This window comes from Pseudomonas sp. BN505 (assembly GCF_029873175.1).
Lineage (GTDB): Bacteria > Pseudomonadota > Gammaproteobacteria > Pseudomonadales > Pseudomonadaceae > Aquipseudomonas > Aquipseudomonas putida.
Genome location: NZ_SSOI01000022.1, coordinates 19,824 through 33,669, shown reverse-complemented (window position 1 = coordinate 33,669; position 13,846 = coordinate 19,824). Strand labels below are relative to the sequence as shown.

The 13,846-nt window shown below is 63.4% G+C and carries 9 protein-coding genes; 4 read left to right on the top strand and 5 right to left on the bottom strand.

Annotated features, from left to right (window positions below; genetic code table 11):
• Positions 1-192: 192 nt before the first annotated feature.
• From zipA to E8E78_RS04070, 3 genes are all read right to left on the bottom strand, one after another.
• Positions 193-1,083 carry a cell division protein ZipA gene (gene zipA / locus E8E78_RS04080; protein WP_049272885.1) on the bottom strand — a complete coding sequence of 297 codons (891 nt, stop codon included), beginning with the start codon at positions 1,081-1,083 and terminating at the stop codon, positions 193-195.
• Between the two features lie 205 nt (positions 1,084-1,288).
• Entirely contained in the window at positions 1,289-4,777 is a 3,489-nt protein-coding gene (gene smc, locus E8E78_RS04075; RefSeq protein ID WP_049272888.1) for a chromosome segregation protein SMC, read from the bottom strand.
• A 3-nt stretch (positions 4,778-4,780) separates the two neighbouring features.
• Complete coding sequence (locus E8E78_RS04070; protein WP_016498621.1) at positions 4,781-5,440, bottom strand: GntR family transcriptional regulator; 660 nt, start codon at positions 5,438-5,440, stop codon at positions 4,781-4,783.
• 268 nt (positions 5,441-5,708) lie between these two features.
• Here E8E78_RS04070 and xdhA point away from each other — a divergent pair, with 268 nt between their 5' ends.
• The 4 genes from xdhA (at position 5,709) to guaD (ending at position 11,880) form a co-directional block, all read left to right on the top strand.
• Positions 5,709-7,163, top strand: coding sequence for a xanthine dehydrogenase small subunit (xdhA, locus tag E8E78_RS04065; protein ID WP_049272891.1), 1,455 nt, complete (start codon positions 5,709-5,711; stop codon positions 7,161-7,163).
• A complete protein-coding gene (gene xdhB, locus E8E78_RS04060) occupies positions 7,156-9,555 on the top strand; it encodes a xanthine dehydrogenase molybdopterin binding subunit (RefSeq protein ID WP_049272893.1) in 2,400 nt (799 codons plus the stop codon). The genes xdhA and xdhB overlap by 8 nt, the downstream gene beginning before the upstream one ends.
• Before the next feature lie 164 nt (positions 9,556-9,719).
• A complete protein-coding gene (xdhC, locus tag E8E78_RS04055) occupies positions 9,720-10,565 on the top strand; it encodes a xanthine dehydrogenase accessory protein XdhC (protein WP_016498618.1) in 846 nt (281 codons plus the stop codon).
• 10 nt (positions 10,566-10,575) lie between these two features.
• Entirely contained in the window at positions 10,576-11,880 is a 1,305-nt protein-coding gene (gene guaD / locus E8E78_RS04050; protein ID WP_016498617.1) for a guanine deaminase, read from the top strand.
• Here guaD and aqpZ read toward each other — a convergent pair.
• Both aqpZ and E8E78_RS04040 read right to left on the bottom strand, forming a co-directional pair.
• Positions 11,877-12,575 (bottom strand): aquaporin Z, encoded by a 699-nt coding sequence (gene aqpZ / locus E8E78_RS04045; RefSeq protein WP_059395748.1) that lies wholly within the window; start codon positions 12,573-12,575, stop codon positions 11,877-11,879. The two genes, guaD and aqpZ, sit on opposite strands and share 4 nt — an antisense overlap.
• 235 nt (positions 12,576-12,810) lie before the next feature.
• Positions 12,811-13,566: a GntR family transcriptional regulator gene (locus E8E78_RS04040; RefSeq protein WP_049272895.1), complete on the bottom strand. Its 756-nt coding sequence runs from the start codon at positions 13,564-13,566 to the stop codon at positions 12,811-12,813.
• Positions 13,567-13,846 lie beyond the last annotated feature (280 nt).

Below are 13,846 nucleotides of genomic sequence, written 5' to 3'. Positions count from 1 at the left end.
GGTGTCTGGGGCCTGGATTGGTAATTGCCTGACCCGGCCCTTTCGCCGGCAAGCCAGCTCCCACAGCTACACCACGAGCCTGGAAGGCGGTGGTACTCCTGTGGGAGCTGGCTTGCCGGCGAAAGGGCCGGGTCAGGCAGTAACTCCCGAACCGACCAGCACGCCCTCAGGCTGCTCTTTCGTCTGGATCTGTCAGCGCTTCTGGGTCAGCGCGCGGCGCTCGAACTCGACGATGCGCTGGCGGTAGTGCTCGATGGTCTGGGCCGTCAGCACGCTGCGCTGGTCGTCCTTGAGCTCGCCGTTGAGTTCGTGGGCCAGTTTGCGCGCCGCGGCGACCATCACGTCGAAGGCCTGCTTCGGATGACGCGGGCCCGGCAGGCCAAGGAAGAAGCTCACCGCACGGGTGCTGAAGTGGTCGATGTCGTCCAGGTCGAACACGCCAGGTTTTACCGCGTTGGCCATGGAAAACAGCACTTCGCCGTGGCCGGCCATGCTCTCGTGGCGGTGGAAGATGTCCATTTCGCCGAAGCGCAGGCCGCTTTCCAGAATATTCTGCAGCAGTGCCGGGCCTTTGAAGCCGCCCTCGTCACGGGAAATAACGCTGATCACCAGCACTTCCTCGGCCGGTGGCAGCTCCTTGAGGCTGGTGGCAGGCGCCGGGCTGCTGCTGCGGGTGTTGTCGGCGGCAAAGTCGTCATCGCTGTCGGCAAACAGGTCCGGCTCACGCGTGTCGGCACTCAGGTTCAGGTCACCCTGCTGCACATCCGCCGCTGCGGTGGCGCGCTTGTTGCGCTTGCTGGCCTTGGCCGGCTTGGGCTCGCGTTCGCGATCACGCGAAGAAGCGCTGAGCGACGGCAGGTCGCTTTCGTCCAGCTCAGGCTCCTTGTGGGTGTCCAGCACACGCGACGGGCCGAGCACTTCGGCGCTGCCACCCTCTTCGTCCGGCTGGTTGGAATAACTGCGATCCAGACGGAATTTCAACTTGCCTTTCCCGCCGCGCATGCGGCGCCAGCCGTCGAAAAGAATCCCGGCAATGACAATGATGCCGATGACGATCAGCCACTCGCGCAGACCGATTTCCATGTAATCCCGTGCCTCTATAAAAATATGCTTGAAAACAAAGGGTTCAAAGCCCTTTAACACGTGGCGCCAACTCTATGTTCTGACAGGCGTTTTACCCACGCAAAAAACGAGTGACATTAAGCTAGCACGACCAAAGACAACTTTACACCGTCTGTCGCACATGACGGGGGCATTTCGCTCCAGAATGTGCCCCCATCGTCGCACATCAAGCGTCGACCATGGCCATGGCCGCCTCCACATCAACTGCAACAAGACGTGAACAACCTGGTTCATGCATGGTCACCCCCATCAATTGGTCCGCCATCTCCATGGCAATCTTGTTATGCGTGATGTAGATGAACTGCACGCTTTCACTCATTTCCTTGACCAGGCGCGCATAGCGCCCGACGTTGGCATCGTCCAGCGGTGCATCGACCTCGTCGAGCATGCAGAACGGTGCGGGGTTCAACTTGAAGATGGCAAACACCAGCGCCAAAGCGGTCAGTGCCTTCTCGCCGCCGGACAGCAGATGGATGGTGCTGTTCTTCTTGCCCGGTGGTCGCGCCATGATCGTCACCCCTGTATCGAGTAGATCTTCGCCCGTCAGTTCCAGATAAGCGCTGCCACCACCGAAAACTTTTGGGAAAAGTGCCTGTAATCCGGCATTTATCTGATCAAAGGTATCCTTGAAGCGGTTGCGCGTTTCCTTGTCGATCTTGCGGATGACGTTTTCCAGGGTCTCCAGGGCTTCGACCAGGTCGGCGTCCTGCGCGTCCAGGTAGCGCTTGCGCTCGGACTGCTGTTCATATTCCTCGATGGCGGCCAGGTTGATCGCGCCCAGGCGCTGGATGCGTGCTTCGAGCTGCTCCAGTTCCTGTTCGGTGCCCTGCTCGCTGGCCTCGGCCTCCAGGGTGGCGAGCACGCCTTGCAGGTCGTAGCCATCGGCCAGCAACTGCTCCTGCAGGGTCTTGCGTCGTACATCCAGGCCCTGGCACTCCAGGCGCAGTGTTTCCAGCTGGCCGCGCAGCAGTTGGGCTTGCTGCTCGGCCTGGGTGCGGCGTTTTTCGGCATCACGCAGTTCGCGGTCGGCTTCGTCCATGTGCAGCCGGGCCTTGCGCATTTCCTCGTCAACGCTCATGCGCCGCTCCAGCAGCTCTTCGAGCTTCAGGCGCAGTTCTTCCTGGGGTGCCTCGCCCTCTTCCAGGTTCAGGCTCAGTTGCTCCTGGCGCTCGGTAAGGCGCGCAGCCTGCTGCTCCAGGCGCTCCAGAGCCTGACGGGTGGAGTCGTGCTGGGCACGCAACGAGCCTAAGCGCACGGCCAACTGGTGGGCGTGGTCCTTGTGCTGGCGAGCCTCCTGGCGCACCCGGTCGAGGCCTTCGCGCAGGGTGTCGCGGCGGGCCATCAACTGCTCACGCTGCTCGGTGTCCTGGGCCATCAGTTCCAGGGCCTCCTGCAGCAGCAAGCGGGCTTCGCCCAGCTGCTCGTGCTCGAGGGCGCGCTGCTCTTCCAGCTCGGCCAGTTCTTCAAGCAGGCGCCGACGGCGCAATTCGACCTGCTCGGCGCGGGCACGGCCGGCCGAAAGGCTGGCGTTCAGTTCGCCATGCAGACGGTTTTCCTCCTGGGTGCGGCGGCGCAGCTGTTCGCGCTGCTCTTCCTGGTCCAGCTGCTGCTCGCGCAGGGCCTGCAGCTGTTGCTCCAACTGCTCCAGTGCCGCTTCCTGCTCATGTTGCTCCTGGCCCAGGCGCTCGATCTCCTGGCCGCGCGCCAGCACGCCGCCTTCAGCTTCACCGCCACGGCGCACCCTCAGGAAGTGCCGGCCAACCCAGTAGCCATCGCGGCTGACCAGGCTCTGCCCTTCGCCAAGCGACGCGCGCTGCTCCAGCGCCTGGGCCAGGTCTTCCACAGGTTTGACCTGGCCCAGCCAGGGCGCCAGGTCGATACGGCCCTCGACCTTTTCCAGCAGGCTGCCGGGCAACGACGCACACTTGCCGCTGGCCTGCAGCAAGCGCAGTTCACCTTGCTCAAGGTCTGTGAAATCGAGCGTATCGAAATCATCCACCAGCACGGCCTGCAGATCGGCGCCAAGCACCGTTTCTACTGCCAACTCCCAACCCGGCTCTACCCGCAAGCCTTCAGCCAGGCGTGGCTGTTGTTCCAGGCCTTGGCCTTGCAGCCAGTCTGCAGCACCTGCGCCCGGTTCCAGGGCGGCCTGCTGCAAGGCTTCAAGCGAGGCCAGTCGACCACCCAGGCGCTGCAGGTCGCCCTGCGCCTGCTGCTGGGCCTGGGTGGCCTGTTGCAGTTGCTCGCGCGCGCCTTCCAGGCGCTCCACTACCTGCTCTTCGGACAGCTGCAGTTCTTCCAGCAGCATTTCACTGCTGGCCAGTTGCTCGGCCAATTCGAGCATGGCCGCGTCCTGCGGGTCGCTACCCAGCTGCTCGCGCTCCTCGCCCAGCTTGCGCTGGCGCTCGGCCAAACGCTCCAGGCTGGCTTCCAGCTGTTGCAGGCGCGCCTGCTGTACTTCGGCCTGGCGGCGTGGCTCGGCGGAGCGGCTGTTGAAGCTGTCCCACTGCTCCTGCCAGCCGTGCATGCCCGACTCGGCTTCTTCAAGGGCCGCAGCGGCCTCTTCAGCGGCAGCCAGGGTCATTTCCTGCTCAGGTTCGAGCATGGCCAGCTCTTCGCCCAGGGTGGCCAGCAAGGTGCGGTCGTGGCCCAGGTGCGATTCAGTCTCCAGGCGTGTGCGCTCGGCTTCCTTGAAGTCGTCCTGCAACTGGCGCAGGCGCTGCTGGCCGTGCTGGATACTCTGTTCGACCCGGGCAATGTCACCGGCTACCGAGTAGAAGCGGCCCTGCACCTGGTTGAAGCGTTCAGACAATTCATGGTGGCCATCGCGCAGGCGCTCGATGCTGGCATCGGCGTTGCGCTGCTCGGCCACCAACGCCTCATGAGAGACATCCTGGTCGCCAATCACCGACTCGCGCTGGCGAACCTGCTCGTCCAGGCCGCGCCAGCGCAAGGCCGACAGGCGTGCCTTCGACTGGCGCTCCTGGGCCTTGTACTCGCGGTACTTCTCCGCCGCCTGGGCCTGGCGGTGCAGGCGCTCCAGCTGGCGCTCAAGCTCTTCGCGCAGGTCGGTCAGGCGTGCCAGGTTTTCCTGGGTGCGGCGGATGCGGTTCTCGGTTTCACGGCGGCGCTCCTTGTACTTGGAGATGCCGGCGGCTTCCTCGATAAAGTTGCGCAGCTCCTCGGGCTTGGCCTCGATCAGCTTGGAGATCATCCCCTGCTCGATGATCGAATAGCTGCGCGGCCCCAGGCCGGTGCCGAGGAAAATATCAGTGATGTCGCGTCGACGGCATTTGGTGCCGTTGAGGTAATAGCTGTTTTGCCCGTCGCGGGTGACCTTGCGGCGGATCGAAATTTCGGCGTAAGCGGCGTACTCGCCTACCAGGGTGGTTTCGCTGTTGTCGAACACCAGCTCGATGCTGGCCTGGCTGACCGGCTTGCGGCCGCTGGAGCCGTTGAAGATGACGTCGGTCATCGACTCGCCCCGCAGGTTTTTTGCCGAGCTCTCGCCCATCACCCAGCGCACCGCGTCGATGATGTTGGACTTGCCGCAGCCATTGGGGCCGACCACGGCCGCCATGTTGCTGGGGAAATTGACCGTGGTCGGGTCGACGAACGACTTGAAGCCGGCCAGGCGAATGCACTTCAGGCGCATCGGTCAGCCTCGGGCCAGCGCCGCCAGCACCAGTTCGCAGCTGCGCTGGCCATAGGCGGTAAGCACCTCGCGAATGCGCGGCAGGTCGCGTGCGACAACGGCGTCGAGCAGGCGGGCGAACAGGTCGAGGTAGTCGATCATGTTGGCCTGGCGCTGATCCAGCGACAGGTAGTAGGCACGGCTCATGGCCGGCTGCAGGTTTTCCACGGTTTCCTGCAGGAACGGGTTGTCGGCGAACGGATAGGCTGCGCGCATCACCGCGAAGCTATCGGCGACAAACGTCTTGATGTCGAGCTGGTCATGGGCACGCTGCAGGCGCTGCTGAATATCCAGAAACGGGCGCAGGTCGGCATCAGTGCGCCATTTTTGCGCAACCGCATTGCCCAGCAGGATGTAGAACTCGCCCATCAAGGAACACAGGCTGCGCACGCTACGCTCGTCCAGCACGGTCACGTGGGCACCCCGACGCGGCAAGATCGCCACCAGGTGCCGGCGCTCGAGGATCAACAACGCTTCGCGCACCGAGCCACGGCTGACGTTGAGGGCCAGGGTCACCTTCTGCTCCTGGATACGCTCGCCTGGCGCCAGCTCGCCGCGGATGATGCGTTCGGCCAGGTAATCGGCAATCTGCTCGGAGAGGCTGTCCGGGGCCTTGAACGTCATGGTTTTCCTTCAAAATCATTGAACTGGGCACAAGGGGCGGATTGTAGCGTACTTGGGCGGTAATCGCGCAGAGGGGCCCAGCGGTTTATTTGACCTGCCAGACAGCCACGCGCCCGGCGCGATCTATGCTTGCTATAGAGGCAATGTGTTCGGCCGGGCGTTGATCCGAGTAATTTCCTGACCTTTGAGTCAGAAAAATATTGACCTGATAGACAGGTGTTGCTTAGAGTCCGCCCAACAACAATAAAACCATTGCGAGGCCATCCCCGTGATCCAGTTTCTCGTCAACCAGGAGCTGCGTAGTGAGCACGCCCTGGACCCGAACATGACGGTGCTGCAGTACCTGCGCGAGCACTTGGGCAAACCCGGCACCAAGGAGGGCTGCGCCAGTGGTGACTGCGGCGCCTGCACCGTGGTCGTCGGCGAATTGATCCAGGACGAACAAGGCAACGACAGCCTGCGCTACCGCAGCCTCAACTCGTGCCTCACCTTTGTCTCGTCGCTGCACGGCAAGCAACTGATCAGCGTCGAAGGTCTCAAGCATCAGGGCCAATTGCACAGCGTGCAACAGGCCATGGCCGATTGCCATGGCTCGCAATGCGGCTTCTGCACCCCAGGCTTTGTCATGTCGCTGTTCGCCCTGCAAAAGAACAGCAGCGGCCCCGACCTGCACCAGGCCCAGGAAGCCCTGGCCGGCAACCTGTGCCGCTGCACCGGCTACCGCCCGATCCTCGACGCCGCCGAGCAGAGCTGCCGCCAGCCCTGCCGCGACCAGTTCGATGCCCAGCAGGCGCACACCATCAGTCGCCTCAAGGCCATTGCGCCGACCCAGACGGGCGAGCTGAACAGCGGCGACAAGCGTTGCCTGGTGCCGCTGACCGTGGCCGACCTGGCCGACCTGTACAGCTCACACCCCGAAGCCCGCCTGCTGGCCGGCGGTACCGACCTGGCCCTGGAAGTGACCCAGTTCCACAAGACCTTGCCGGTGATGATTTATGTCGGCCACGTGGCCGAGCTCAAGCGCATCGAAAAAACCGCCAGCCACCTGGAAATCGGCGCGGCCACCCCGCTTACCGACTGCTACGGCGCACTCCACGAGGAGTACCCGGACTTCGGCGACCTGCTGCACCGCTTCGCCTCGCTGCAGATTCGCAACCAGGGCACCCTGGGCGGCAATATCGGCAACGCCTCGCCCATCGGCGACTCGCCTCCCCTGCTGATTGCCCTGGACGCGCAGATCGTCCTGCGCCAAGGCGAGCGCCAGCGCACCATGGCATTGGAAGACTACTTCATCGACTACCGCATCACTGCCCGCCAGGACAGCGAGTTCATCGAGAAGATCATCGTGCCTCGCGCCACCAGCGACTGGGCGTTCCGAGCCTACAAAGTGTCCAAGCGCCTGGACGACGACATTTCTGCCGTGTGCGCGGCCTTCAACCTGAGCATCGAAAACGGCGTGGTCAGTGGTGTGCGCATCGCCTTCGGCGGCATGGCGGCCATCCCTAAACGGGCCCGTGCCTGCGAAGCCGCATTGCGCGGCAAGCCATGGAACCAGGCCGCCATCGAACGTGCCTGCCAGGCCCTGGCCGAGGACTTCACCCCGCTCAGCGACTTCCGCGCCAGCAAGGAATACCGCCTGCTGACCGCGCAGAACCTGCTGCGCAAGTACTTCATCGAACAGCAAACGCCGCACATCGAAACCCGGGTGACCGCTTATGTCTAACCATCACGTAGCCAAGAGCCAGGCCGAGATGGCCGAGCTGTTCAGCCAGGACCTGACCACCGGGGTGGGCCGCAGCGTCAAGCACGACAGCGCCGACAAGCATGTATCCGGCGAGGCGCTATACATCGACGACCGCCTGGAATTCCCCAACCAGCTGCACGTTTATGCGCGCACCGCCGACCGCGCCCATGCGCGCATCCTGCGCATCGACACCACGCCGTGCTATGCCTTCGAGGGTGTGCGTATTGCCATCACCCACGAAGACATTCCCGGCCTGAAAGACATCGGCCCGGTGGTGGCCGGCGACCCGCTGCTGGCCATCGACAAGGTCGAGTTCTTCGGCCAGCCGGTGCTTGCCGTGGCCGCCCGTGACCTTGAAACCGCACGCCGTGCGGCCATGGCCGCCATCGTCGAATACGAAGACCTTGAACCGGTGCTGGATGTGGTCGATGCGCTGCGCAAAAAGCACTTCGTACTCGACAGCCACACCCACCAGCGCGGCGACTCCGCTGCCGCCCTGGCCACAGCCCCGCACCGCATTCAGGGCACCCTGCACATCGGCGGCCAGGAACACTTCTACCTGGAAACGCAGATTTCCTCGGTGATGCCTACCGAAGACGGCGGCATGATCGTCTACTGCTCCACGCAGAACCCCACCGAAGTGCAGAAACTGGTCGCCGAAGTGCTCGACGTGCCGATGAACAAGGTGGTGCTGGACATGCGCCGCATGGGTGGCGGTTTTGGCGGCAAGGAAACCCAGGCCGCCAGCCCGGCGTGCCTGTGCGCGGTAATTGCGCGCCTGACCGGCCAGCCCACCAAGATGCGCCTGCCGCGGGTCGAAGACATGACCATGACCGGCAAGCGCCACCCGTTCTACGTCGAGTACGACGTGGGCTTTGACGACACCGGCCGGCTGCACGGTATCAACTTCGACCTGGCCGGCAACTGCGGTTACTCGCCCGACCTGTCGGGCTCGATCGTCGACCGCGCCATGTTCCACTCCGACAACGCCTACTACCTGGGCGATGCCACCGTGCATGGCCACCGCTGCAAGACCAACACCGCCTCCAACACCGCCTACCGCGGCTTTGGCGGCCCGCAGGGCATGGTCGCCATCGAGCAGGTGATGGACCATATCGCCCGCCACCTGGGCCGTGACCCGCTGGCGGTGCGCAAGGCCAACTACTACGGCAAGACCGAGCGTAACGTCACCCACTACTACCAGACCGTCGAGCACAACATGCTCGAAGAGATGACCGCCGACCTGGAAGCCAGCAGCGACTACGCCGAGCGCCGCGAGTCGATCCGCCGCTTCAACGCCAACAGCCCAGTGCTGAAGAAGGGCCTGGCGCTGACGCCGGTCAAGTTCGGCATTTCGTTCACCGCCACCTTCCTCAACCAGGCCGGTGCGCTGATCCACATCTACACCGATGGCAGCATTCACCTGAACCACGGCGGCACCGAGATGGGCCAGGGCCTGAACACCAAGGTGGCCCAGGTAGTGGCGCAGATCTTCCAGGTGGACTTCAGCCGCATACAGATCACCGCCACCAACACCGACAAAGTGCCCAACACCTCGCCGACCGCAGCCTCCAGTGGCGCCGACCTGAATGGCAAGGCAGCGCAGAACGCCGCCGAAATCCTCAAGCGGCGCCTGACCGAGTTTGCCGCACGGCACTACCAGGTGACCGAGGAAGACGTCGAGTTCCGCAACGGCCATGTGCGCATGCGCGACCAGATCGTCAGCTTCGAGCAACTGGTGCAGCAGGCTTATTTCGCGCAGGTGTCGCTGTCCAGCACCGGGTTCTATCGCACGCCGAAAATCTTCTACGACCGCAGCCAGGCACGCGGCCGGCCGTTCTACTACTACGCCTTCGGCGCTGCCTGCGTGGAAGTGATCGTGGATACCCTGACCGGCGAATACAAGATGCTGCGCGCCGACATCCTGCACGACGTGGGTGACTCGCTTAACCCGGCCATCGACATTGGCCAGGTGGAAGGCGGCTTCATCCAGGGCATGGGCTGGCTGACCACCGAAGAACTGGTATGGAACGCCAAGGGCAAACTGATGACCAACGGCCCGGCTAGCTACAAGATCCCGGCCGTCGCCGACATGCCGCTGGACCTGCGGGTGAAGCTGGTGGAAAACCGCAAGAACCCGGAAGACACCGTGTTCCATTCCAAGGCCGTGGGCGAGCCGCCGTTCATGCTCGGCATTGCGGCCTGGTGTGCGATCAAGGATGCCGTGGCAAGCCTGGCCGACTACCGCGTGCAGCCGAACATTGACGCGCCGGCGACACCGGAGCGGGTGCTGTGGGGTTGTGAGCAGATGCGCAAGGTGGTGGCTGCAGCGCAACCTGAAGCCCCAGAGTTGGAAACTGTGACTCAGTAACGCCGCGGTCCATGTAGGAGCGGCCTTGTGCCGCGAAAGGGGCGCGCAGCGGCCCCAGGATCTGCACAGGAATGAAGATTTTTGGGGCTGCCATGCAGCCCTTTCGCGGCACAAGGCCGCTCCTACACAAAGCCGACCGCGTTGCACTGAAGAGGAACTGCATCATGCACCAATGGATCAACGCCCTCGCCGACCACCAGTCCCGTGGCGAAGCCTGCGTGCTGGTGACCATCATCGAGGAGCGCGGCTCGACCCCGCGCAACGCAGGCTCGAAGATGGTGGTCAGCGCCAGTGGCCTGTTCGACACCATCGGCGGCGGCCACCTGGAATACAAGGCCCTGCACATCGCCCGGCAAATGCTCGAAGAGCAGCGCACCACCCCACACCTGGAGCGCTTCAGCCTTGGCGCCAGCCTGGGCCAGTGCTGCGGCGGCGTCACCGTGCTGCTGTTCGAGCCCATGGCCGCCGTGCAGGCGCAGATAGCCGTGTTCGGCGCGGGCCATGTCGGCCGGGCTCTGGTACCCTTGCTCGCCGCGCTGCCCTGCCGGGTGCGCTGGATCGATTCGCGCGAACAGGAATTCCCCGAGCTCATCCCCAACGGGGTGACCAAGGTCGTCAGTGAGGAACCGGTCGACGAAGTCGCAGACCTGCCACCAGGCTGCTACTGCATCGTCATGACCCACAACCACCAGCTCGACCTGGAGCTGACCGCCGCCATTCTCAAGCGCAACGACTTCACCTGGTTCGGCCTGATCGGCTCGAAGACCAAACGGGTCAAGTTCGAGCACCGCCTGCGCGAGCGCGGCTACGACGAGGCCGTGCTGGCGCGCATGCGCTGCCCGATGGGCCTGCCCGAGGTAAAGGGCAAGCTGCCCATCGAAATCGCCGTGTCCATCGCCGGCGAAATCATCGCCACCTACAACGCCTGCTTCGGCCAGCACGACGCTGCTGCCAATGCCGGCCCCATTGCCCAGTTGCTGCCGCCCTCCCGGCGCAGCCAAGCTATTTGACGAGTGTGTTATGACCGTTACCCGTAAAGCCTACCGTGCCGCCATCCTGCACAGCATCGCCGACCCGGCCGAGGTGGGCCTGGAGGCTTCCCATGAGTATTTCGAAGACGGCCTGCTGGTGGTCGACGATGGCCGCATCAGCGCCATTGGCCACGCCAGCGAACTGCTGCCGACCCTGGACGCAGGCATCCCGGTGGAGCACTACCAGGACGCGCTGATCACCCCGGGTTTTATCGACACCCACATCCATTTCCCGCAAACCGGCATGATCGGCTCTTACGGCGAGCAACTGCTGGACTGGCTGAACACCTACACCTTCCCCTGCGAAAAGCAGTTCGCCGACAAAGCGCACGCCGACCAGGTGGCGAAAATCTTCCTCAAGGAACTGCTGCGCAACGGCACCACCACCGCGCTGGTATTCGGTAGCGTGCACCCGGAATCGGTCAACGCCCTGTTCGAAGAGGCCGAGCGCCTGGACCTGCGTCTGATCGCCGGCAAGGTGATGATGGACCGCAACGCCCCGGACTACCTGACCGACACCGCCGAATCCGGCTATGCCGAGAGCAAGGCGCTGATCGAGCGCTGGCACGGCAAGGGCCGCCTGCATTACGCAGTTACCCCGCGCTTCGCCCCGACCAGCACACCCGAACAGCTGACCCTGGCCGGCCAGTTGCTCAAGGAACACCCGGGCGTGTACATGCACACGCACCTGTCGGAAAACCTCAAGGAAATCGACTGGGTCAAGTCGCTGTTCCCTGAGCAGAAGGGTTACCTGGACGTGTACGACCACTTCGAGCTGTTGGGCGAGCGCTCAGTGTTTGCGCACGGCGTGCACCTGTGCGACGACGAATGCCAGCGCCTGGCCGAAACCGGCTCGGCCGTGGCCTTCTGCCCCACCTCCAACCTGTTCCTCGGCAGCGGCCTGTTCAACCTGCCCCAGGCTGAGCGCTTCAAGGTCAACGTGGGCCTGGGTACCGACGTCGGTGCCGGCACCAGCTTCTCGCTGCTCAACACCCTGAACGAAGCGTACAAGGTGATGCAGCTGCAAGGCGCGCGCCTGCACCCGTACAAGTCGCTGTACCTGGCCACCCTCGGCGGCGCCCGCGCCCTGCGCCTGGACGACCGTATCGGCAGCCTGCGCCCGGGCAACGATGCTGACTTCGTGGTGCTGGACTACAAGGCCACGCCGCTGCTGGACTACCGCATTCAGCAGTCCAACAGCATCGAAGAGACCCTGTTTGTGCTCACCACCCTGGGCGACGACCGCACTGTGCGTGAAACCTACGCTGCAGGGCGTTGCGTGCACCAGCGCTAAGGCTCTTTTGCCAGGCCCCGGTAAAGCGCGCCGCCGATTGCAGCACCGATCAGCGGCGCTACCCAGAACAGCCACAGCTGTTGCAGGGCCCAGCCACCGACGAACAAGGCCGGCCCCGTGCTACGCGCGGGGTTGACCGAGGTGTTGGTGATCGGGATCGATATCAGGTGGATCAGGGTCAGGGCCAGGCCGATGGCTATGGGCGCAAAACCTGCCGGCGCCCGGGAGTCGGTCGCCCCCATGATCACCACCAGGAACATCGCCGTCATCACCACTTCACTGATGAAACCCGCACCCAGCGTATAACCACCGGGCGAGTGGTCGGCATAGCCGTTTGAAGCCAATCCCGACGACAACTCGAAACCGGCCTTGCCGCTGGCGATGAGGTAGATCACCCCGGCCGCCAGGATGGCGCCAATCACTTGTGCGATCACGTAGGGCAGCAGCTCTTTGGCAGGAAAGCGCCCCCCCACCACAAGCCCGAACGACACGGCAGGGTTGAGGTGGCAGCCAGAGATATGGCCGATGGCGAAGGCCATGGTCAGCACTGTTAGGCCGAAGGCGAAGGCAACACCGAGAACGCCGATACCGAGAGGCGAACTGGCAGCGAGGACCGCACTGCCACAGCCACCAAGGACCAGCCAGAAGGTGCCGATAAGTTCGGCACCCATGCGTTTACCGAGGGACATGCTCATGAATCCATTCCTCAAGAAGTTGAACGCAACGAATGCGCAAGCCCAACTGCTTGATGAAGGTTTGCTCACAAGAATTTAGCAGACGTTTGGTTTATGGCCAGAAATGACTGGGGGCCGCTGCGCGCCCATTCGCAGCACAAGGCTGATCCTACAGGGATCGCGTAACGCCTGCAGGAGCAGCCTCGTGCTGCGAATGGGCTGCAAAGCAGCCCCCTTCACTCACCTTGGCAAACGATCAACCCTTGGCAGAAACCTTGGGCTTTTTCAGCAAATGCGAGAACACCGCGTGCAGATCGTCCGAGGCGCTCTCCTCGTCCAGGTTCAGCTTGCTGTCGATGTGGTCCATGTGGTGCATCATCAGGCTCACGGCCTGCTCGGCATCACGCGCCTCGATGGCATCGATCAGCTGCATGTGCTCGTCATACGAGCAATGCGAGCGGTTGCCGCTTTCGTACTGGGCAATGATCAGCGAAGTCTGCGACACCAGGCTGCGCTGGAAGCTCACCAGCGGCGCATTGCCCGCGGCTTCCGCCAGCTTGAGGTGGAACTCGCCGGAAAGACGAATGCCGGCACCGCGATCACCGCGAGAGAAGCTGTCGCGCTCTTCGCGCACCATCTGCCGCAGTTCGTTGAGCTGGTCCAGGGAGGCGTGCTGCACGGCCAGTTCGGTAATGGCCCGCTCCACCATACGCCGCGAGAAAAACACCTGGCGCGCCTCTTCTACCGTGGGGCTGGCCACCACTGCACCGCGGTTCGGCCGCAGCAGCACCACGCTTTCGTGGGCCAGGCGCGACAGGGCGCGGCGGATGATGGTGCGGCTGACGCCGAAGATTTCGCCCAGCGCTTCCTCGCTCAACTTGGTGCCCGGCGCCAGGCGCTGCTCGAGGATCGCCTCGAAAATGTGCGCGTAGACGATGTCGTCCTGGGTACCACTGCGGCCGGCCTTGCCGACACGTGCAGGTTTCTTCAGAGGTTGCAGCTGTTCGTTCATGGGCTCTCGAGGCACGAAGAGAAAGTATGGCGCCATTGTACACAGGCTGAGGCGATTCCGCAGGGGGCGTTTTACCTATATAGCCGTTGTACGACGCATTGCGCACACAAAACATAAAACATTATTTGCATTCTTTGTACACAAAAGCATAATCCACCGAGCAACTTCTTGACCCATGAGTCAACAAAACGGTCAGACGTCTGCCTTCCCTCGCGGAGCCGCCAAGTGCATTGCGCAGGAAACTGGCTCCATAACAACAAGAAAGACTTGAGGAGTACTC

What these genes read in the sequence shown, in the direction of transcription:
- zipA (WP_049272885.1), bottom strand. Translation starts at nt 1,083, where the DNA reads ATGGAAATCGGTCTGCGCGAGTGGCTGATCGTCATCGGCATCATTGTC.
- smc (WP_049272888.1), bottom strand. Translation starts at nt 4,777, where the DNA reads ATGCGCCTGAAGTGCATTCGCCTGGCCGGCTTCAAGTCGTTCGTCGAC.
- E8E78_RS04070 (WP_016498621.1), bottom strand. Translation starts at nt 5,440, where the DNA reads ATGACGTTCAAGGCCCCGGACAGCCTCTCCGAGCAGATTGCCGATTAC.
- xdhB (WP_049272893.1), top strand. Translation starts at nt 7,156, where the DNA reads ATGTCTAACCATCACGTAGCCAAGAGCCAGGCCGAGATGGCCGAGCTG.
- xdhC (WP_016498618.1), top strand. Translation starts at nt 9,720, where the DNA reads ATGCACCAATGGATCAACGCCCTCGCCGACCACCAGTCCCGTGGCGAA.
- guaD (WP_016498617.1), top strand. Translation starts at nt 10,576, where the DNA reads ATGACCGTTACCCGTAAAGCCTACCGTGCCGCCATCCTGCACAGCATC.
- aqpZ (WP_059395748.1), bottom strand. Translation starts at nt 12,575, where the DNA reads ATGAGCATGTCCCTCGGTAAACGCATGGGTGCCGAACTTATCGGCACC.
- E8E78_RS04040 (WP_049272895.1), bottom strand. Translation starts at nt 13,566, where the DNA reads ATGAACGAACAGCTGCAACCTCTGAAGAAACCTGCACGTGTCGGCAAG.